The 20,095-nt window shown below is 69.5% G+C and carries 17 protein-coding genes; 6 read left to right on the forward strand and 11 right to left on the reverse strand.

The features are described from left to right. Positions 1–14: 14 nt before the first annotated feature. The 5 genes from grpE to OHS58_RS36190 all read right to left on the reverse strand — a co-directional run bounded on the left by grpE (position 15) and on the right by OHS58_RS36190 (position 5,322). Positions 15–719: a nucleotide exchange factor GrpE gene (gene grpE, locus OHS58_RS36170; protein ID WP_326945261.1), complete on the reverse strand. Its 705-nt coding sequence runs from the start codon at positions 717–719 to the stop codon at positions 15–17. Next, positions 716–2,584 carry a molecular chaperone DnaK gene (dnaK, locus tag OHS58_RS36175; RefSeq protein ID WP_326945262.1) on the reverse strand — a complete coding sequence of 623 codons (1,869 nt, stop codon included), beginning with the start codon at positions 2,582–2,584 and terminating at the stop codon, positions 716–718. The genes grpE and dnaK overlap by 4 nt, the downstream gene beginning before the upstream one ends. A gap of 145 nt (positions 2,585–2,729) precedes the next feature. Next, entirely contained in the window at positions 2,730–4,205 is a 1,476-nt protein-coding gene (locus OHS58_RS36180; RefSeq protein ID WP_328645427.1) for an alpha/beta hydrolase, read from the reverse strand. A 67-nt stretch (positions 4,206–4,272) separates the two neighbouring features. Then, complete coding sequence (locus OHS58_RS36185; RefSeq protein ID WP_328645428.1) at positions 4,273–4,506, reverse strand: hypothetical protein; 234 nt, start codon at positions 4,504–4,506, stop codon at positions 4,273–4,275. 45 nt (positions 4,507–4,551) lie between these two features. Continuing rightward, on the reverse strand, positions 4,552–5,322 hold the full coding sequence (locus OHS58_RS36190) for a DUF4097 family beta strand repeat-containing protein (RefSeq protein WP_326945265.1): 771 nt from the start codon (positions 5,320–5,322) through the stop codon (positions 4,552–4,554). 175 nt (positions 5,323–5,497) lie between these two features. Here OHS58_RS36190 and OHS58_RS36195 point away from each other — a divergent pair, with 175 nt between their 5' ends. Together OHS58_RS36195 and OHS58_RS36200 are read left to right on the forward strand one after the other, a co-directional pair. Then, positions 5,498–6,031, forward strand: coding sequence for a YbhB/YbcL family Raf kinase inhibitor-like protein (locus OHS58_RS36195; RefSeq protein ID WP_247059371.1), 534 nt, complete (start codon positions 5,498–5,500; stop codon positions 6,029–6,031). A gap of 139 nt (positions 6,032–6,170) precedes the next feature. Continuing rightward, complete coding sequence (locus OHS58_RS36200) at positions 6,171–6,353, forward strand: GNAT family N-acetyltransferase (protein WP_328645429.1); 183 nt, start codon at positions 6,171–6,173, stop codon at positions 6,351–6,353. On the opposite strand, the gene OHS58_RS36205 is transcribed toward OHS58_RS36200, so the two are convergent. Genes OHS58_RS36205 through OHS58_RS36220 form a run of 4 tightly spaced genes read right to left on the reverse strand, consistent with a single transcriptional unit; the run spans position 6,331 to position 8,141 of the window. Continuing rightward, entirely contained in the window at positions 6,331–6,765 is a 435-nt protein-coding gene (locus tag OHS58_RS36205) for a GNAT family N-acetyltransferase (RefSeq protein WP_247059372.1), read from the reverse strand. The two genes, OHS58_RS36200 and OHS58_RS36205, sit on opposite strands and share 23 nt — an antisense overlap. A 28-nt stretch (positions 6,766–6,793) precedes the next feature. Then, entirely contained in the window at positions 6,794–7,240 is a 447-nt protein-coding gene (gene cynS, locus OHS58_RS36210; protein WP_326945268.1) for a cyanase, read from the reverse strand. A 14-nt stretch (positions 7,241–7,254) separates the two neighbouring features. Next, positions 7,255–7,815, reverse strand: a complete 561-nt coding sequence (locus OHS58_RS36215) for a TetR/AcrR family transcriptional regulator (protein WP_247059375.1) — start codon at positions 7,813–7,815, stop codon at positions 7,255–7,257. After that, entirely contained in the window at positions 7,812–8,141 is a 330-nt protein-coding gene (locus OHS58_RS36220) for a DMT family transporter (RefSeq protein ID WP_326945270.1), read from the reverse strand. Before OHS58_RS36220 ends, OHS58_RS36215 begins: the two co-directional genes overlap by 4 nt. A 153-nt stretch (positions 8,142–8,294) precedes the next feature. Between OHS58_RS36220 and OHS58_RS36225 the strand changes: the two genes are divergently transcribed. The 4 genes from OHS58_RS36225 to OHS58_RS36240 all read left to right on the forward strand — a co-directional run bounded on the left by OHS58_RS36225 (position 8,295) and on the right by OHS58_RS36240 (position 13,381). Continuing rightward, the gene (locus tag OHS58_RS36225; RefSeq protein ID WP_328645430.1) at positions 8,295–10,520 is read left to right on the forward strand and encodes a (Fe-S)-binding protein; all 2,226 of its coding nucleotides are present in this window, start codon (positions 8,295–8,297) and stop codon (positions 10,518–10,520) included. A 90-nt stretch (positions 10,521–10,610) separates the two neighbouring features. Then, the gene (locus OHS58_RS36230; protein WP_328645431.1) at positions 10,611–11,546 is read left to right on the forward strand and encodes a hypothetical protein; all 936 of its coding nucleotides are present in this window, start codon (positions 10,611–10,613) and stop codon (positions 11,544–11,546) included. Positions 11,547–11,765: 219 nt separating this feature from the next. After that, the gene (locus OHS58_RS36235) at positions 11,766–12,359 is read left to right on the forward strand and encodes a DUF742 domain-containing protein (protein WP_328645432.1); all 594 of its coding nucleotides are present in this window, start codon (positions 11,766–11,768) and stop codon (positions 12,357–12,359) included. Between the two features lie 17 nt (positions 12,360–12,376). After that, positions 12,377–13,381, forward strand: a complete 1,005-nt coding sequence (locus tag OHS58_RS36240; RefSeq protein ID WP_328645433.1) for a cation diffusion facilitator family transporter — start codon at positions 12,377–12,379, stop codon at positions 13,379–13,381. Position 13,382: 1 nt separating this feature from the next. On the opposite strand, the gene OHS58_RS36245 is transcribed toward OHS58_RS36240, so the two are convergent. Both OHS58_RS36245 and OHS58_RS36250 read right to left on the reverse strand, forming a co-directional pair. Then, positions 13,383–14,078, reverse strand: coding sequence for a CAP domain-containing protein (locus tag OHS58_RS36245; RefSeq protein WP_326945275.1), 696 nt, complete (start codon positions 14,076–14,078; stop codon positions 13,383–13,385). Positions 14,079–14,205: 127 nt separating this feature from the next. Further along, entirely contained in the window at positions 14,206–20,004 is a 5,799-nt protein-coding gene (locus OHS58_RS36250; RefSeq protein WP_328645434.1) for a DUF7507 domain-containing protein, read from the reverse strand. Positions 20,005–20,095: the final 91 nt, after the last annotated feature.

The raw sequence follows: 20,095 nt of genomic DNA on the forward strand, positions 1-20,095 counted from the left end.
GAACCGGATACTGCTTACTGCTGCTGCTCATCGAGTCCGCTGTCGAGCGGCAGCTCGCCACCGACCGGCGGGTCCACCGGGGCCGCGCCGGGCTCGTGGTCGGTCACGCCGACCAGCGCCGCCCGCAGCACGCGGTCGCCGAAGCGGTAGCCGCGGCGCATGACCACGGTGACCGTCGGGCCCGCCACGTCCGGCGAGGTGTTGTGCTGCACGGCTTCGTGCACGCTCGGGTCGAAGGGCTCGCCCTCGCTGCCGAACGACTCGAGCCCCGCGCGCTGCAGACCGCTGATCAGCTTGTCGCCGACGGCCTTGAACGCCCCGGTGAGGTCACCGTGCTGGTCGGCCCGCTCGAGGTCGTCGAGCAGCGGCAGCAGGTCGTTGACCACCGTCGCCTTCGCGCCGATCACGACCGCTTCGCGGTCACGCTCGACGCGCTTGCGGTAGTTGGCGTACTCGGCCTGCAGGCGCTGGAGGTCGGCGGTGCGCTCGGAGAGCTCCTTCTCGACGTCGGAGACCACGGCCACCGAATCGTCCATGATGGACTCGCCGAGCGAGGGGCCCGCGTGTTCCACGGGCGCCTCGGGCTCCGGCGCCGCGTGGGCCGGACCGGGCGGGCGAACCTGCCCGGTCTGCGGGTCCACGCGACGTCGATCACGCACGACCACCGGCTCCTCGGGGCCGCGGCCCTGGTTCTCGGATTCGTCGTAGCTGTGGGTCACTTCTTCTCGTCCTCTTCGACGATCTCGGCGTCCACCACGTCGTCGGCCTTGTCCTGAGCACCGGCCGCGCCGGTGTCACCGGCCGCACCCGAAGCTCCGGCCGCACCGGCCGCGGCGTCGGCGTTCGCATTGGCGTACAGGGCGGTGCCCAGCTCCTGCGAGGCGGTGTTCAGCTTCTCGATCGACTCGCGGATCTTCGCCGAGTCGGTGCCCTTCAGGGCTTCGTTCGACTCGTCGATCGCGGACTTGACCTTGCCCTTGAGGTCCTCGGGCAGCTTGTCGTCGTTGTCCTTGAGGAACTTCTCGGTCTGGTAGACCAGCGTCTCCGCCTGGTTGCGGGTCTCGGCCTCTTCGCGACGGGTCTTGTCCTCCTCGGCGTGCGCCTCGGCGTCCTTGACCATCCGCTCGATGTCGTCCTTCGGCAGCGCGGAGCCACCGGTGATCGTCATCGACTGTTCCTTGTTCGTGCCCAGGTCCTTCGCCAGGACGTGCACGATGCCGTTGGCGTCGATGTCGAAGGTGACCTCGATCTGCGGCACGCCACGCGGAGCCGGCGGGAGACCGGTCAGCTCGAACATGCCGAGCTTCTTGTTGTGCGCCGCGATCTCGCGCTCACCCTGGAACACCTGGATCTGCACCGACGGCTGGTTGTCGTCCGCGGTGGAGAAGATCTCCGAGCGCTTGGTCGGGATCGTGGTGTTGCGCTCGATGAGCTTGGTGAACACGCCACCCTTGGTCTCGATGCCCAGCGACAGCGGGGTCACGTCCAGCAGCAGGACGTCCTTGACCTCACCCTTGAGCACACCGGCCTGCAGCGCCGCGCCGACCGCGACGACCTCGTCCGGGTTCACGCCCTTGTTCGGCTCGCGGCCGCCGGTCAGCTCCTTGACCAGGTCCGACACAGCCGGCATGCGGGTGGAACCACCCACGAGCACGACGTGGTCGATGTCGCCGACGGCGATGCCGGCGTCGCGGATCACGTTGTTGAACGGGTTGCGGGTGCGCTCGAGCAGGTCCGAGGTGATCTTCTGGAACTCGGCGCGGGAAAGCTGCTCGTCGAGGAACAGCGGGTTCTTGTCGGCGTCGACCGTGATGTAGGGCAGGTTGATGCCGGCCGAGTTCGAGCTGGACAGCTCGATCTTCGCCTTCTCGGAAGCCTCACGGATGCGCTGCAGCGCCATCTTGTCCTTGGTGAGGTCGATGCCGTTCGTGGCCTTGAACTTGTCGACCAGCCATTTGACGATGCGCTCGTCCCAGTCGTCGCCACCGAGGTGGTTGTCACCGGAGGTCGCGCGGACCTCGACGACGCCCTCGCCGATCTCCAGCAGCGAGACGTCGAACGTGCCGCCACCGAGGTCGAAGACCAGGATGGTCTGTTCCTTCTCGCCCTTGTCCAGGCCGTACGCCAGCGCGGCGGCGGTCGGCTCGTTGACGATGCGGAGCACGTTCAGGCCGGCGATCTGGCCGGCTTCCTTGGTGGCCTGCCGCTGCGCGTCCTCGAAGTACGCGGGGACGGTGATCACCGCGTCGGTGATCGTCTCGCCCAGGTACGCCTCGGCGTCGCGCTTGAGCTTCATCAGCACTCGCGCGCTGATCTCCTGCGACGTGTAGTTCTTGCCGTCGATCTCGGTCTTCCAGTCGGTACCGACGTGCCGCTTCACGGACCGGATGGTCCGGTCGACGTTCGTGACCGCCTGGTTCTTCGCCGGCTGACCGGTCAGCACTTCGCCGTTCTTGGCGAAGGCGACGATCGACGGGGTGGTCCGGGAGCCTTCCGAGTTGGCGATGACCGTCGGCTCGCCGCCCTCCAGGACGGCGACGACCGAGTTGGTCGTGCCGAGGTCGATGCCGACCGCTCGCGCCATGGTGCTTCCTCCTGTGTATGCCTGCTATGGTTCGTGACCTGCAAATTCGTCCTCGCCTTGAGCGAGGTACTGGCAAGTTCTATCGGGCCTTCACGCGACTCGTCAAGTCGGACTTGAGTCGACTGCGCTCAACCTTACATGGTGGCTAACGAGCGGTCCGGGGTTCTTGTTCCCGGAGTCGGCAGCAGACCTGGTCCCGAGTGGGTGTGAGGCCGCTCACCAGGTAGTCCACCTCGGCCGCGCGGACGCACGCGGAGTTGAACAGACCGGTGTGGCCGTCGTCGGTGCGGGTCAGCAGGGTCGCGCCGTCGATGCTCGCCGCCAGGCCGCGGGCCCAGGCCAGTGGCGTCGCCGGGTCGTGGGTGCCGCCGACCACCAGGATCGGCGGGGCGCCGTGCACCGGGTGGGGCTGCGGTGGGTTCTTCGCCGGGACCGGCCAGCCGGTGCAGCCGCTCGTGAAGTCCCAGTACTCGGAGTACCGCCAGCTGTGCGGCGCCGCGACGCGGAGCAACCCGGCCATCAGCCCCATGTCCGCCGGGCCGGTGAACGGCGACGGGAAGTCGTGGCAGCCGATCGCCCGGTAGGCCCCGTAGATCGGGGAGAGGAACTGGTTCCGCTCGGTCAGGCCCTTGGCGTCGGGGAACTCCCCGCCGGCCGCGGCCAGGGCCCGGCCCAGCGCGGGCCACTCCTCGCGGATGTAGAGGTGGTTGTAGACGCCCGCCGAGATCTCGTCGGCCGTCGCGGACCGCCTCAGTTCGCTCGACCAGACGGCACCGCTGCCCGCCCGGGCCACGACGTCGTCGTAGAAGCGCAGGACGTCCCGGCCGTGTAGCGCGCAGTCCGCCGAGCCGCGGCACCAGTCCGCGAACCGGACCAGCGCGTCTTCGGTAGCCGCGGCCTCCTCCAGGATCGCCCGGCGCAGCGGCCGGGCGTGGTCGACGGCGCCGTCGAGCACCATCGTGCGCACCCGGTCCGGGTGCTTCGACGCGTAGACCGCGCCCAGCTCGGTGCCGTAGGAGAGGCCGAGCCACGAGATCTTCGCTTCGCCGAGCGCGGCCCGGATCGTCTCGATGTCCTCGGCCGCGCTCTGCGTGTCCGCGTTCGCCAGCAGCGGCCCGGTGCGGGCCAAGCAGTCCTGGCCCGCCGCGCGGTTGTGCGCCACCAGCGCGGCGAACCCCGGCCCGGTCGCCGGGAACCGGTCCAGCGCCGGGTCATACAGCGTCGCCGGGTCGCAGGTGATCCGCGGCGTGCTGAACCAGTCGCCGCGCGGGTCGAAGCCGACGATGTCGTACCGCTCGCGCAGCCGCGCGAGGTCCGGCGACGCCAGCCCGCCGTACTGCACGAACCCGACACCGGAGCCGCCCGGGCCGCCCGGGTTCACCAGCAGCGCGCCGATCCGGTGGGCCGGATCGAGCGCCGGCAACCGGGCCAGCGCGAGCCGCGCCGAACCCAGGCCTGGTTGCGCGCGGTCGATCGGCACGTCGACCACCGAGCACTCGGCGGCCGGTTCCTGCTGGGTGGCACACGGGTGCCACGGCAGGACAGCTGCCTCCGCGACGGCCGGCACCGCCGCCAGGACCACGACCGCCGCTGCGAACGCGACGACCCGGCGCATGTCCATGATCTGGTTCCTCCCCCTGCACGCCGGCTTTCGGCGTGCCCCCTTCCTAACAGCGGCCCCCGACAATTCAGGAGCGGCGGCCGGTCCAGGCGGAGAAGAAGAAATCCGGAGTTTCTTGCAGCGCAACGGTTTCCGCCGCGGTGCCGTCCCACGAAGTCACTCGATAGTGGGAATCCACCGTGACCGGCACCCCCTGCGCCGGCGTCTCGGCGTTCTCGCCGCGCGTGAAACCCACGACGCCGAACATCGCGACGGCCCCCAGCAGCGCGGCCGCCAGCACGCGCCGTTCGATCTTGCCCATCGGAATTTCCCCTGTGTCGTAATAAAAGTCGGTGTGAGAGAAGCGTCAGGCCGCGCGGACCGTGACGCTGCCGCTGTCGGTGTTGAGGTCGAGCGTGTGCGCGGCGGACCCGTCGGTCGGGACGTCGATCTCGCGGTGCCCGCTGTCGCTGTCGCCCTGGACGCGGTACGGGCCGCCCGGCACGGTCAGCTCGATGCTGCCGCTGTCGGCGTGCACCTTGACGTCGTTCGCCTGCGCCAGCGTGAACTCGACGCGGCCGCTGTCGGCGCCGACGTCGACCGGGCCGCGCACGTCGTCCCCGGTCACGCTGCCGGAATCGCTCTGCACCGTCACCGCGCCGACGTCGTGCAGGTCGATGGACCCGCTGCTGAGGTGGAGCTTCACCGCGCCGGAGACGTCTTCGACGCGGGCGCTCCCGGAGTCGGCCTGGACGTCGACGCTCGCCACGCCGGCGATGTCCAGCCCGCCCGAGTCGACCTTGCCGGTGACCGGCACGCCGGCGGGCACGACGACCTCGAAGTCGACCGAGCAGTTGTTCCCGCAGTCGCCGAGCACGAGCTGGTCGCCGTCGACGCGGTAGAAGGTGTCGCCCGGGTTGCCGCGCCAGTGGTAGTTGATCTCCTGGTGCACGGTCGACGGCCCGGTGCCGGTGCGGATCTTCACGTCACCCGAGTCGCCTTCGAGCTTCACGCTGCGAATGGTCTGCGAAAGCGTGTTGTCGTTCTGGAAGTCCGATCCCCAGCCCCAGCCGAACGCGGTCGCCAGGCCGACGCCGATCAGTGCGATACCACCCAGAGCCAGAAGCGGGCGCGCCATGGTCTTTGGTCCCCTCAGTGAAGTTTCCCTCTGCCCGGAAAACGTTAGGACCGGGGCACCACCCAGTACATGGGGGTAACCCCCCGAAGAACCCTGAGATCCGTCCCTGACACGCGGGGTCGCGCTCCGGGGCCTAACCTGGCGGACGTCTCCAGTTCCGTGATCAGGAGGATCCATGCCGCAGCAACCCGGCCCGTACGAATCCCTGCCCGACGTGCCGTCCTTCACCCTCCGCAGCAACGACGTCGCCGACGGCGAAACGCTGGCGACGCCCCACTTGTCCGGCATCTTCGGCGCCGGCGGCGAGGACCGCTCGCCGCACCTGGCGTGGGAGGGCTTCCCGGCGGAGACCAAGAGCTTCGTCGTGACCTGCTACGACCCGGACGCGCCCACCGGCAGCGGTTTCTGGCACTGGGCGGCGTTCAACCTCCCGGCGACGGTGACGGAGCTGGCCTCGGGCGCGGGCGACGGCTCCGGCCTGCCCGACGGCGCGGTGACGCTCAAGGGCGACGGCGGCGTCAAGCAGTACCTCGGCGCGGCGCCCCCGCCCGGACACGGCCCGCACCGCTACTACTTCGCGGTGCACGCGCTCGACGTCGACAAGCTGGAGATCGGCGAGGACTCGACGCCGGCGTTCCTGGGCTTCAACATGTTCGGCCACACCCTGGCCCGCGCGGTGCTCACGCCGGTCTACGAGAACAAGGGCTGACGGCGCTGGATCGGGGTATCGCGAAATTGTCGAACCTCGGTGACACACTGCGGTCATGTCACCACCGATGGCGATACCCCGATCGAGAGCACCGGTTCTCCACGCCGAGGCCGGGATATTCCTTGTGCTCGGTGAAAACATGCTCGCGGGCCGCAGTCGAGGCGGGTCCAATGCCTTGGTCCGCGCCGTTCTCGACTGGGCCGGACCCCGGCGCGTGACGCTGCGGGTCGCCGACGGCAACACCGCGGCCGCCGCGCTCTACCGGCGGCACGGGTTCACCGGCACCGGCCCGATCTGGGTCAGCGCAACGACTCCGCGTTGACGCCCTCGCGCTCCAGGTAGCGGCCCTTCGTGTGCTCACCGAAGCCGAACTGCCGGTACAGCCCGTGCGCGTCGGCCGTGTGGAGCATCCAGCGGAAGCCCGCGCCAGGGCCGTTGTCGATCATCTCGCGGACGATCTCCTTGCCGACGCCGGTTCCGCGCGCGGAGTCCACTACGAACACGTCGGCCAGGTACGCCGACGAGACGCCGTCGGAGAACGCGCGGGCGAAGCCGACCAGCTCGCCGCCGCGGTAGGCGCCGACGACCCGCCATGAGCCTTCGACGGCCGCCTCGATCTGCGCGCGGGTGCGCCAGCGGCCCCAGTACGCCTCGGCGGAGAGGAACTTCCACACCACCTCGAGGTCCAGCCGCGCCCGGTCGTCGTCGAGTTCGTAGTCGCCGAATGTCCGCATGATCGGCAAGCTACCCAAGACCGGCGGCTCAGCCCCACTGATATTTCAGGAACTTGCCGTCCATCGTGACGACCACGCGCTCGCCGCCCGGGTCTTCCCGGCGCGAGACGTCGAGCTTGAAGTTGATCGCGCTCATGATCCCGTCGCCGAACTGCTCGTGGATGAGCTCCTTGATCGTGGGCCCGTAGACCTGCAGGACCTCGTAGAAGCGGTAGATCGTCGGGTCGGTGGGCACCACGTCGTCGAGCGCGCCGCGCGTCGGCTGCAGGCGCAACGCGGCTTCGGCGTCGGCGTCCAGCTCCAGGACCTGCGCGGCCTTCGCGGCGATCTCCGCGGGCACCGGGTGCTGGCCGAGCAGCGCGGACGTCGTCCAGGCGAGCGGCGCGTCCAGGGTTTCGGCGAGCTGGGCCCAGCTGAGGCCGAGCCGGACCTTCGCGGCCAGAACGGCCTCTGCGGCTTCTTGCTTCGTCGTCATGCGCCGACGCTAGATCACCTGGGTTTCAGCAGGTAGGCGACAACCGGGCGAAGCTCGTCGGCGGACGGCGGCTCGTCGTCGATCAGGCCCTGGATCAGCAGCCCGTCGATGCCGGCCAGGAAGACCCTGAAGGACACCTCGTCGTCGTGGCGGACCATCGACGTCAGGACGTCCAGCCAGCGCCGCGCGGCCGGGCGCAGCTCGGGCTTGCGGGCCGCGAGCAGGTACAGCTCGTACTCCGCCATCGTGCGGCCGCGGCGCGGTCCCAACGCCTCCGCCAGCAGGCCCGCGACCTCCTCGGCGCCGCGGCTGCCGCGCGAGCGGGCGCGGTCGATCATCCAGTAGACCTCGGTCGCCATGTCGCGGGCGCACGAAATGAGCGTCGCGATCAGGAGGTCGTCCAGCGACGAGAAGTGGTACGTCGTGGACGTCGTGGGGACGCCGGCTTCGGTCGCGACCGTGCGGTGGGTGACGCCCGCGACGCCGTCCCGCTCGATCACCCGCAGCGTCGCCGCGATGATCTCCGCGCGCCGCTTCTCGCCGCGAACCTTCCGGCCGTCGACCTGCAGTTTCACGACGCCGCGCTCCCGATCTCGATCAACACCACGCCGCCGATCACCAGCGCCAGCCCGGCGATCATGGCCGCGTTGACCGGTTCCTTGAGGAACACGACGCCGACGATCGCGACCAGCGCGACGCCGGCGGCGGCCCAGATCGCGTACGCGACGCCGATCGGCAGCCCCTTCTTCAGGACGTACGACAGCGCGACGAACGCGACGGCGTACCCGAGCACCACGATGATCGACGGGCCGAGTTTCGAGAAGCCCTCGGAGAGCTTCAGGGAGACCGTCGCGGAGACCTCGGCGGCGATCGCCAGCGCGAGGAGAAGGTACGCACCCATAGGGTGAAAACTACCTGAACGATCGTCCCAAAACAAAGAGCGACGTACACCACATCGGTGGGACTTAGCCCCACTCAGCGGGTTACTCATCAGTAAGGAAGGTTAGTCTCCCGGCACCACCACTGATCCATCCGGACGAAAGGCACCCGAAAGATGGGCGCTCTGCAACTGACGCTCGGCGGGCTCTCCGTCCTGCTCGGCCTCGTCGCCTGGGGCATGTTCGCCGCGACGATCGCCCGCTTCGTGCGGGTCATCCGCCTCGGCCAGCCCGACGCGACCCGCAACGGGCCCTTCGTGCCGCGTCTCATGACGCTGGTCAAGGAGTTCGCGGCGCACACCCGGATGAACCGGAAGCGCAGTGTCGGGCCGGCCCACTGGCTGGTCATGTGGGGCTTCCTGCTCGGCTCGCTCGCCCTGTTCGAGGCCTACGGCGAGGTGTTCGTGCCGACCTGGGGCTGGCCGGTCCTCGACGACTTCCCGCCGTTCCAGCTGCTCATGGAGCTGCTCGGGCTCGGCACGATCGTCGGCATCCTGGTGCTGATGGCGATCCGCCAGCGCAACCACCCGCGCCGCGCCGACCGCCAGTCGCGCTTCCAGGGCTCCAACTTCAAGTGGGCCTACTTCATCGAGGCCGTCGTCCTCATCGAGGGCATCGGGATCATCGGCGTCCGCGCCGCCAAGGCCGCACTGGGCGCGCACGAGACGCCGACCTGGGCCGCCTTCGTCTCGAACCCGCTCGGCGAACTGCTGCCGGCCAGCCCGAACCTGGTCACGGTCTTCGCATTCGTCAAGCTGATGAGCGCCACGGTCTGGCTGATCGTCGTCGCCCGCACGATGACCATGGGCATCGCGTGGCACCGCTTCAGCGCGTTCTTCAACATCTACTTCAAGCGCGAGCAGGACGGCGGCGTCGCCCTCGGCGCGCTCAAGCCGATGATGAGCGGCGGCAAGGTCCTCGACCTCGAGGAAGCCGACCCGGACGAGGACACCTTCGGCGTCGGCAAGATCGAGGACTTCAGCTGGAAGGGCTGGCTGGACTTCTCGACGTGCACCGAGTGTGGCCGCTGCCAGGAGCAGTGCCCCGCGTGGAACACCGGCAAGCCGCTGTCGCCGAAGCTGCTCATCACGCAGCTGCGTGATCACGCCTACGCGAAGGCGCCGTACCTGCTGGCCGGCGGCCAGCGCGACATGGCCGGTGACGAGGTGGGTCTCAGCGGCGACAACATGTACGCGGGCATCGACGTCCTCGCCATCGCCGAGTCGCAGAAGGCCCTGATCGGCGACGACGACGGCGTCATCGACCCCGACGTCCTGTGGTCCTGCACCAGCTGCGGCGCCTGCGTCGAGCAGTGCCCGGTGGACATCGAGCACGTCGACCACATCGTCGACATGCGCCGCTACCAGGTGATGATCGAGTCGTCGTTCCCCAGTGAGCTGAACGGCATGTTCAAGAACCTGGAGAACAAGGGCAACCCGTGGGGCCAGAACGCCAAGGACCGGCTGGCCTGGACCGAGGACCTGGACTTCGAGGTCCCGGTGTTCGACGGCGACATGGGCGACGCCGAGTACCTGTTCTGGGTCGGCTGCGCCGGCGCGTTCGAGGACCGCGCGAAGAAGACGACGCGGGCGGTCGCCGAGCTGCTGCACATGGCCGACGTCAAGTACAAGGTGCTCGGCTCGGAGGAGTCCTGCACCGGTGACCCGGCCCGCCGCGCGGGCAACGAGTTTCTCTTCCAGATGCTGGCGCAGCAGAACGTCGAGATCCTGAACTCGGTGTTCGAGGGCCGCGAGCGCAAGACGCGCAAGGTCGTCGTGACCTGCGCGCACTGCTTCAACACCCTCGCCAACGAGTACCCGGAGCTGGGCGGCCAGTTCGACGTCGTGCACCACACGCAGCTGCTGAACCGCCTGGTGCGGGAGAAGCAGCTGGTGCCGGTGGCGCCGGTCGCCGAGGACGTCACCTACCACGACCCGTGTTACCTCGGCCGCCACAACAAGGTCTACGACGCGCCGCGCGAGCTGGTCAGCGCGACGGGCGCCCAGCTGCGCGAGATGCCGCGGCACGGCGACAAGTCGATGTGCTGCGGCGCCGGCGGCGCGCGGATGTGGATGGAAGAGAAGATCGGCAAGCGGATCAACGTCGAGCGCGTCGACGAGGCGCTCGGCACCGCGCCATCGAAGATCGCGACGGGCTGCCCGTTCTGCAAGGTCATGCTGAACGACGGCCTCACGGCCCGGCAGGCCGACGGCAGCGCGAGCGAGAAGGTCGAGATCGTCGACGTCGCGCAGATGCTGCTCGAGTCGGTGAAGCGCAAGCCGGAGCCGAAGCCGGTGGCCCTCGGGGCGCCGTCGCTCGCGGAGACGTCCGAAGAAGCCTGACGCGCACACGGCCCGGCCACGACGGATGTCATGGCCGGGCCGTGATCGTTGGCCCAGGTCCCGACGTCGCGGCCGCTCGACGATGAGGGCATGCGAATACTCACCTTGGCGCTGCTCGCCCCGTTCACGGCCGAGTTCCTGCTCGCCGACCAGTACCTCGCCGGTCCGCCGGAGCTGGGTCAGCAGCTCGGCATGTTCGCGCTCTACGTCGCCTTCTACGGCGCGGCCGCGCTGCTCATCCGCGAAGCCGCGAGACGCGCCGGACGCGGCTGGCCCACCATCCTCACTCTCGCGCTGGCGTTCGGCGTCTTCGAAGAGGGCCTGCTGACGCAGACGCTGTTCAACCCGCACTACCTGGGCCAGGACCTGCTGTCGTTCGGGCACGTGCCGCTGCTCGGCATCGGTGGCCCGTGGACGCTCTACGTGCTGACGCTGCACGTCGTATGGAGCATCGGCGCGCCGATCGCGATCGCCGAGGCGCTCTTCGGCCGCGAACCGTGGCTGAAGAAGGTGGGCCTGAGCCTGTGGAGCGTGTCTCTGCTGGTCGGCGCCGTCGCGACCTTCGCCATCACCTACGCCTTCGCGCCCTTCGTCGCGCACCCCGCGCAGCTCGCCGGGGCCGCGCTGGTCGTCGTCGCGCTGGCCGTCGCCGCGTTCCGGTTCCGCGCGCCGGCGTGGTCGTCGACGCCGGGGCGCCCGTGGGCCGCGTTCGCGCTCGGCCTCGGCGCGAGCACCGCGTTCCAGCTGGTCTTCCGGTCGGTGGACAGCCTGCCGTGGCTGCTCGTCGGGCTGCTGCTGGCGATCGAGGCGGCCGCGGTGGTCGCCGTCGTGCGGCTGCGGCCGCCCGCGTTCCCGCTGGCCGCCGGAGCGACGCTCACTTATTGCTGGCTGGGGCTGAAAACGGCGATCGAACACGGACCCGCCGCGATATTCGAACAGTCCGCGCTGATTGTCGTGTCCGTGGCACTACTCGTTGTCACCGCCCGCCGAGTTCGTACCCAGGTGAGTGTTCGCATGGTCCACTAGCTGGGAATTCCTCAAGGCAATCGATTACCCCAATAGCGATCGCAAAAATCACCGAAATGGCGGAGCAAGACGAGGACAAATCCTGGACTGTCCGCCGGACAACCGGCGTATCCTGGCCTTTCCCCGACGTCGGCGCAGCCGCCGGGATCACCTTTGACGATCGTGAAAAATCAGGGGGCGGCAAGGATGGGCGAGGACCGGCGGACCACCACCGGACGAGTGGGCGCACGGTTCCCGTCGTCCGGGCGGCACGCCCTCAACACGCTCCCGGACGACGTCGAGGATCGCGTCGCGCTGCCCGGACCGTCCTCCTCGGTCGGCCGGGTCGGTGCCCGGTTCCCGGCCGCACCGGCCGCCGACCAGCCCGCCCCGGCGGTGCGCGAGCCGGCCCCGGTGCCGCCGCCCGCCCGCGACGTCGAGCTCGACGAGGACTTCGCCGAACCCGTCATCCCGCCCCAGGACCACGCCACCGCCTCGCGGACGCTCGTGCGCCCGTACGTCCTCACCCGCGGCCGCACGAAGTCGCGACGCCACCTCGCCATCGAGGCCCTCGTCTCGACGCGGGCCGGCGCGCACTGGAACGGCGCCCGGCTGTCCGGCGAGTTCCGGTCGGTGCGGACGCTGTGCCACCACCCGCTCTCGGTCGCCGAGGTCGCGGCCCGGCTCAGCGTCCCGCTCGGCGTCGCCCGGGTGCTGCTCGACGACATGGCCGACCAGGGCCTGGTGACCATCCACGACACCCGCGTGAGCGTCGACGGCCGGCCGGCGGTCGCCCTCATGGAGCGCGTGCTGCACGGCCTGCGCCGGCTCTGACCATTACGCTCACCAAGGTGAGCGAGGATTCCGGCAACTCCGGCGGCGAAAGCACCCTGACCGTTCTGCTCGCCGGTGGGGTGAACCTGGCGATCGCGATCATGAAACTGGTCGCGGGGATCATCACCGGCTCGGGCGCGATGCTGTCCGAGGCCGCGCACTCGGTGGCCGACACGTTCACCGAAGCCCTGCTGCTGACGGCGTTGAAACGTTCCGATCGCCCGGCCGACCGCGTGCACCCCTTCGGTTACGGCAAGGAGCGCTACTTCTGGTCGCTGCTCGCCGCGGTGTCGATCTTCGCGTCGGGCTCGATGTTCGCGCTCTACGAAGGCGTCTCGACGCTCTTCGGGCACGGTGAAGCGCAGAGCACGTCGATCCTCAGCTACATCGTGCTGGCCGTGGCGTTCCTGCTCGAAGGCACGTCGTGGGTGCAGGCCGTGCGCCAGACCCGCCGGGAGTCCAAGGCCGAGAACCGGTCCTTCTGGGCCTACCTGCGGCTGATCGACGACCCGACACCCAAGACCGTGCTGTTCGAGGACTCGGCCGCGCTGGTCGGCCTGCTGGTCGCCTTCGCCGGCATCGGGCTGCACCAGCTCACCGGCTCGGAGGTCTGGGACGGCGTCGCGTCGATCGTCATCGGCGTGCTGCTCGCCTGCGTCGCCTACCTGCTCGGGCGGACCAACCGCGGCCTGCTCATCGGCCGCCAGGCCAACCCGGAGATCGTCCGCGGCGTCCGCGACCACCTCTCGGCCGCGCCGGAGATCGAGGCCGTCGTGGACCTGCAGACCATGCTGATGGGCACCGACCAGGTCCTCGTCTGCACCCGGGTGGACTTCGACGACTCCCTCGGCGCCGCGGACCTCGAACGCGCCTGCGTCCGGATCGCCGCCGAGCTGACCGAGGCGTTCAACGACGTCACCGAGGTGTTCATCGAGCCGGTGCCGCGGACGGATCCCGACCTGCGCGCGACCGTGCTCGCTCGTTACGGCGACGTCGCGGAGCGGTGGAACAACCCGGCCTAGCTCAGTACCCGAAGTCCTGGACCCAGTAGTTGCCCGCCTTGGTGAAGCCGACGCCGAGCTTCGTGAGCGAGCAGTTCAGGATGTTCGCGCGGTGGCCCTCGGAGTTCATCCACGAGTCCATGACCTGCGCCGCCGACGTCTGCCCCTTCGCGATGTTCTCCGCGCCCGGCTTCGAGTAGCCGGCGGTCTTGATGCGCTGGTCGAACGTGACGCCCTCGGGGTTGGTGTGGGAGAAGAAGTTCCGGGCCGACATGTCGTCGCTGTAGTCCTGCGCGGCCTTGGTGAGGTGCGATTCCTCGGTCAGCGCCTTGCAGCCCGCCTTCCCGCGCTCGACGTTGACCAGGTCGAGGACCTGGCCGGCGACCGACGGCGCGACGCGGGCCGCGGGCTTCGTGGTCGGCGGCGCCTCGGAAGTGGACGGCGGCGGGGGCGTGGACGTCTCGGTCGGCGCCGGAGCCGCGCTGGACGTCGTCGGCGCCGCGGCCGAGGTCGTCGGAGCCGGCTGCTGCTGTCCCCCGTGGTTCTGGGCGTGGCCGTTCAGGTCCGTGCCGCTGGTGCCACCGGACCCGCCGGGCTCGTTCGGGAGCACCAGAGCCGCGGCGGCCGCCTCGGAGGTGTTTCCTTCGGCGGTGGCCATCCAGGTGCCGGTCGCGGCGGAAAAGACGCCGAGCAGCACACTGAGTGACACCATCACCACGCGAGCACGTTCACCAATGGGGGACACGGCGCAGGAACGTATCACGGAACGATTACAGCGAGAACCCTCCTAACGAACTGTGACTCTTCGCATTGTGGCGAACACACGATTTCGAGAACGGTTTCCGTCAGCTCCGACGCGACCGCCGGACGCCCAGTAGCAGCAGGACACCGCACCCCAGCAGCGACAACGCCGTCAGGCCCGCGGGAACCGGGTCGTAACCGGTGTTCGGCAACGGCGCCGGCTCCGGGTCCTGACCAGGGGGAACCGGCGTCGTCACGACGCGGACGGTGGTGGATGCGCTGTCCCGCACGGGTTTCCCGGGCTGCTCGGTGTCGGGCGTCCCGGTGGCCGTCGCGGTGTTGCTCACATCACCACTGGCCGGCGCGGTCGTCGTGCACGTCCATTCCTGCTGGCCGGCGACAGGAAGCCGCGGGAACTTCCGGGCGCAGGCGGGGTACGCCGGATCCGTGACGTCGACGTCGGCCAGGTCGACGTTCCCGGTGTTGCGCACGACGAGCGTGAAGGTCACCGTCCCACCCGGACGGATCGTCGGGTCGGCCTTCTTCTGCAGGTCGATCGCGGGTTTCGCCACCCTGGCCGCCGCGTCGTCGGTCGCCGTGACGGGTTTTCCGTTCGGATCGTGCCCGGTCGCGGTCACCGTATTCGTGACGTCGTCATTGCCCATCGTCACGGAACAGGAGATCGGTTTCGACGATTCTCCCGGCGCGAGCGTGCCGATCTCGACCGAGCATTTCGGCGCGATCGGGTCATTCAGCGTTACGCCGGTCAGCGCAACGTCGCCGGTGTTCTTCGCGACGACCGTGAATACGGCCTCCTGCCCCGGGAGAAGCGGTTTCGCCGGGCCGGTTTTCGTCACGGTGATACCCGGGCCGATCACGTCGACACTGGCGTCATCGGTCGCGGTGACGGGGCGCCCGGTCGGGTCGTCGCCGGTCACCGACGCGACGTTGGTGACGTCCTCGCGGACCGTCGCCGAGCACTGGTGCGTCTCCTTGCCCCCGACGTCCAGCTTCGCGACGGTGAAGGCACAACCCGGCGTCCTGTCGTCGGTGACGACCACAGTGGACAGCGGCACGTCGCCGGTGTTGGTCACCGCGATCGTGTAGGTGACCTCGTCGCCCGGGCGGACCTGCGCGGGCGAGACCGACTTGTCGATCTTGACCGCCGGGTGGATGACGTCGACGTCCGCCTGCGCCTCACTGGTCACGAGGTCGCCCGTCGGTGGCGTTCCGGTCACCTTCGCGACGTTCGTGACGTCGTCGGCGGGCGCGGTCATCGTGCACTCGTAGCGTTCGACGCCCTTGGCCGGCAGCGCGCCGATGCTGCGCACGCACTCGGGGGCGATCGTGTCGGCGACGGTCACCGAGTGCAGGTCGACGTCGCCGGTGTTGGTCACCACGATGTCGAACGGCACCGAGTCGCCGGTGCGGAACGGACCGCCGCGGACGTTCTTGGTGATGCTCAGGCCTGGGTGCTGGACGACGAAGGTGGCGCTGTCGGTCGCCGTCACCAGCCGGTTCGTCGGGTCCTGGCCGGTGGCCGTGGCCGTGTTGGTGAAGCCGTCCCGGCCCGCCACCGTGGTGCACGTGTACGTCTCTTCGGCGTCGGGCGCCAGCGTCGCGACGGTGTGCGCGCAGGCCGGGGTGCGGTCGTCGGCGACCGTCACGTCGGTCAGCGGCACGTCACCGGTGTTCTTCACCAGGATGGAGAAGGTGACAGTGTCGCCTTCGCGGACTTCGTACGGCGTCACGTCCTTCATCAGCGCGAGCTGCGGGTGGATGACGTCGACAGCGGCGGTGGCGGTCGAGGTCACCGGGCGGCCGGTCGGGTCGGTGCCGGTGACGCCGGCGGTGTTCGTGAAGTCGTCCGACGGGGCCGTGATGGTGCAGGTGTAGGTCTGGACGCCGGCGAGCGCCAGGGTGTCGAACGTCCGGGGGCACGACTGCGTCTGATCGTCCACAACGGACACGTTGGTCAGCGGGACGTCGCCGGTGTTCGTCACGACGATGGTGAAGGTGACTTCGTCGCCTTCGCGCACTGTCGTCGGCGAAGCTTCCTTCGTGATCTTCACGGCCGGGTGGATGACGTCGACCTTGGCCGTGTCGTCGGCGTCCAGCGGCGGCCCGGTCGGCGGCTTCCCGGTCACCTCGGCCCGGTTGACGACGTCGTCCGCCGGCGCGGTCATCGTGCAGTCGTAGGTCTGCTTTTCCTTGGGGGCCAACGTCTCAAACGTCTTGGCGCAGGCCGGCGCGAGCTCGTCGGTCACCGTCACCGCGGTGAGCGGGGCGTCGCCGGTGTTCTCGACGGTGATCGTGAACGTGACCGCGTCGCCCTCGCGGAACGGGCCGCCCTTGACGTCCTTCGTGATGGCCAGCCCGGGATGCAGCACGGTGTAGGACGCGTCGTCGGTGGCCGTGACCTGGCGATCGATCGGATCCGTTCCGGTCGCGGTCGCCGTGTTCGTAAAACTGTCGGTGCCCGCGGTTACGGTGCAGGAGTGGTGCTGTTCGGCACCGGGAGGGAGGGAGCCGATGGTCTGAGCGCACGACGGCGTCCGGCTGTCCACAACGGACACTTCGGTCAGCGGCACGTCGCCCGTGTTCTTCACGACGATCGTGAACGTCACTGTGTCGCCCTCACGAACCTGGGCGGGCGCGGCGTCCTTGGTGATGCTGATCGCCGGGTGGATCACGTCCACCGCGGCCTCGGCGGTCGACGTCACCGGGCGGTTCGTGCCGTCGGTTCCGTTGGCGGTGGCGGTATTGGTGAAGTCCGCTTCGCCGGCCACGAGCGTGCAGGTGTAGGTCTGCTTCGCCTGGGGCGCCAGCGTGCCGAGACGCTGAGCGCACTCCGGCGCGAGCTGGTCGGCCACGAAGACGTCCCGCAGCGGGCTGTCGCCGGTGTTCGTCACGGTGAGCGTGAACGTCACGGTGTCGCCCGCGCGGACCACCTTCGGGTCGGCGTCCTTGGTGATCGCGATGCCGGGGTGGATCACGTCGACGGCGGCGTCGTCGGCCGCGGTCACGGCGGGGCCGACCGGCGGTGTGCCGGTGACCTGCGCGGTGTTCGTGAAGTCGTCGGCCGGCGCGGTGCCGGTGCAGCCGAAGCCCCACGTGCCACCGGGTTCGAGCGTGCCGTCGAAGGCTTGCGCACAGCCGGCGACGAGCGCGTCCGTCACCTGGACGCCGGTCAGCGGCACGTCACCGGTGTTGCGGACGGTGATCCGGAACGGCACGGTGTCGCCTTGGCGGAAGGGTCCGCCGGTGACGTCCTTGGTGATCGTGACGGCCGGGTGCTGCACGGTGAACGAGGCGTCGTCGGACGCGTCCACGGGCCGCCTCGTCGGATCAGTGCCGGTGGCCTTCGCGGTGTTCGTGAAGCCGGTGGTGCCCGCGACGGTGGTGCAGGTGTACGTCTGCTTCGCCTGCGGCGCCAGGGTTCCGAGCGGCTTCGCGCACGGGGCGACCCGGTCGTCGGCCACGCCGACGTCGGTGAGCGGCACGTCGCCGGTGTTGGTCACGGTGATCGTCCAGGTCACGGTGTCGCCCTCGCGGACCTGCGCGGGCGCGGCGTCCTTGACGATCGCGATCGCCGGGTGGATCACGTCGACGACGGCGTCGTCGGTGACCTTCACCTCGCGGCCGAGCTGGTCCTTGCCGGTGGCGGACGCGGTGTTCGTGAAGTCGTCGGCCGGTGCCGGGGTGGTGCAGGTGTAGGTCTGCTTCGCCTGCGGCGCCAGCGTGCCGAACGTCTTGGCGCACGCCGGGGTCCGGTCGTCGGTGACGGCGACGTCGGTCAGCGGCACGTCACCGGAGTTCGTGACGGTGATCGTGAAGGTGATCTGGTCGCCGGTGCGGACGGTCGCCGGTGCGGCGTCCTTCGTGATGGTCAGCGCCGGGCTGATCACCGTGACAGTGGCCGACGCGGTGTCCGTCACCGGCTGGCCTGAGCGGTCGGTGCCGGTGGCGGTGACCGTGTTCGTCGTGGTCTTCGACGGGTTCGCGGTGCAGGTGTAGGTCTGCGACGCGCCCGCGTCGAGGCTGTCGATGGTGCGCGAGCACGACGTCGTCGTGTCGTCGGTGAGCTTCACCGGGGCGAGCGGGCTGTCGCCGGTGTTCTTCACGGTGATCGTCCACGTGACGGCCTCACCGGCGTGGATCACCGTCGGGCCGGCCGTCTTGGTGACGTCGATGGCCGGGGCGATCGTCGGTGCTGGCGCGTCGGCGGTGGCCGTGACCTGCTTGCCGAGGCCGTCGACGCCACTGGCGGTGGCGGTGTTGACGCCGTCGGCGACCGGTGCCTTCGTCGTGCAGGTGAGGGTGCGGGTCTCGCCGGGCTTCAGCACGCCCGCGAGCCGTTGCGCGCACGACGGCGTCTTCGGGTCGGTGACCTGCAGGGCGGTGAGGTTGGCGTCGCCGGTGTTGGTGACCTTGAGCGTGAAGGTCACGGTGTCGCCGGCGCGGTAGGCGGGCTTGTCGGCGATCTTCGTGATGCCGATGGCCGGGTGGATGACGTTCACCGAGGTGGTCGCCGTGCCGTCGAGCGGATCGCCGAGCGCACTGGTGCCGGTGGCCTTCGCGGTGTTCGTGAAGTCCTTGTCCGGCGCGGTCGCGGTGCAGGTGTAGCTGACCGTCTGCCCGCCCTTGAGCGAGCCGATGTCCTTGCTGCACGCCGGGAACGCGTCGTCGGCGACCTTCACTCCGGACGCCGGGGCGCCGCTGGGGTTGGTCACGACGATGGTGAACGTGACCGGTTCGCCCGGGTGCACCTGGGCCGGTTCCGCGCGCTTGCTGATCTGGAGCTCGGGCACCGGCGTCGAGAAGGCGAGGTTCTGCGCCAGGTAGGAGTCGCCGGTGGTGGCGAAGCCGAGCTTGGCACTGGTCGCGCCGGCCGGAATGGTGTCGACGTTGAACGACTTGGCGTCCACGCTGAAGTTGTTCTTCACCGCGGGGTCGCTAGCGCCGTCGGCGTTCGAGATGAAGAAGTTCGACGTCCCGCCGGCCGACGGTTCGGCGGCCGGTTTGTCGTTGATCAGGAACTGGTCACCCGAGATGCCCCAGTCGCCCTCGTAGGCGGTGACGCCGACGTGCGCGTCCGCGGCGGCGGCGCGGAACCCGGTGATCGTCGTGGTCGTGGGCTTGTCGGTGCTGTTCTGCCGGACGTGCCCGTCGTAGATGAACACCTCGCGCTTGTTCGGCGCGTAGTCGGCGTTGCGTTCGGGGTAGGCGTAGACCAGGGCGACCGACCAGCCGCCCATGCAGTTGAAGCCCTTCGGCGCCCAGACGTTGCCGACGGTCAGGTCGAGCGCGGACCCGGTCGGTGCGTCGGCGAACTGCTTGGTGACGTCGGCGTAGGCCGAGTAGTACTGGCCGCCGCTGAACGTGTCGAGCGGGTCCTCGGTGTAGACCGCGGGCGGGACGTCGACGGATTTCCCGGCGCCGACGGTCAGCCGGACGTCCTGTTTCGCGGGTGTTCCGGGCGGCACGATCGCGGCGGTGTTGTTGTTGCGCGACTGGCACATCTTCGTCGGCGACAAAACACCCGGCGACGTCGTGTAAGCGCCGGTGTTACCCGCCCAGTTGAGCCGCGCGAAGAGGATTTTCGCGCCCGGCGGAATGGTGACCGTCGCCTTGGCGGAATCGAACGTGCCGCGGTCGGCGTCGACGTCGGCCCACTGCATGAAGAAGTTGTCGTTGACGAGCGTGTCCCGCCGATCGGCGGTGTTCGCGCAGGTCGCGGGCGTGTTGCCGGTGCCGGTCGTCGGCGCGTTGTCCGCGTTCACCGGGCACCGCACCACGCCGTTGCCCGCGTAGAGGAAATCGCCGTAGACGACTTCGTCGTAGTTCAACTGGAACGGCTTGACGACCGCCGCTTCCGCAAGTGGAGCGATTGCCGAGGCCATCAGGACCAGTGCCAGGACCACTAGGAGGTGGAGTGACTTCCTGGACAGCGACATACGGGTACTCCCGGGGGCCGAGGCGACTTTTCGGAGC

The organism is Amycolatopsis sp. NBC_00348, assembly GCF_036114655.1.
In the GTDB taxonomy this organism is placed as follows: Bacteria; Actinomycetota; Actinomycetes; order Mycobacteriales; family Pseudonocardiaceae; genus Amycolatopsis.

Coding starts and splice junctions, on each gene's coding strand:
- OHS58_RS36195 (WP_247059371.1), top strand. CDS start 5,498: ATGCCGCAGCAACCCGGCCCGTACGAATCCCTGCCCGACGTGCCGTCC.
- OHS58_RS36225 (WP_328645430.1), top strand. CDS start 8,295: ATGGGCGCTCTGCAACTGACGCTCGGCGGGCTCTCCGTCCTGCTCGGC.
- OHS58_RS36185 (WP_328645428.1), bottom strand. CDS start 4,506: ATGGGCAAGATCGAACGGCGCGTGCTGGCGGCCGCGCTGCTGGGGGCC.
- OHS58_RS36220 (WP_326945270.1), bottom strand. CDS start 8,141: ATGGGTGCGTACCTTCTCCTCGCGCTGGCGATCGCCGCCGAGGTCTCC.
- OHS58_RS36250 (WP_328645434.1), bottom strand. CDS start 20,004: ATGGCCTCGGCAATCGCTCCACTTGCGGAAGCGGCGGTCGTCAAGCCG.
- OHS58_RS36180 (WP_328645427.1), bottom strand. CDS start 4,205: ATGGACATGCGCCGGGTCGTCGCGTTCGCAGCGGCGGTCGTGGTCCTG.
- cynS (WP_326945268.1), bottom strand. CDS start 7,240: ATGACGACGAAGCAAGAAGCCGCAGAGGCCGTTCTGGCCGCGAAGGTC.
- dnaK (WP_326945262.1), bottom strand. CDS start 2,584: ATGGCGCGAGCGGTCGGCATCGACCTCGGCACGACCAACTCGGTCGTC.
- OHS58_RS36205 (WP_247059372.1), bottom strand. CDS start 6,765: ATGCGGACATTCGGCGACTACGAACTCGACGACGACCGGGCGCGGCTG.
- OHS58_RS36200 (WP_328645429.1), top strand. CDS start 6,171: ATGCTCGCGGGCCGCAGTCGAGGCGGGTCCAATGCCTTGGTCCGCGCC.
- OHS58_RS36230 (WP_328645431.1), top strand. CDS start 10,611: ATGCGAATACTCACCTTGGCGCTGCTCGCCCCGTTCACGGCCGAGTTC.
- OHS58_RS36190 (WP_326945265.1), bottom strand. CDS start 5,322: ATGGCGCGCCCGCTTCTGGCTCTGGGTGGTATCGCACTGATCGGCGTC.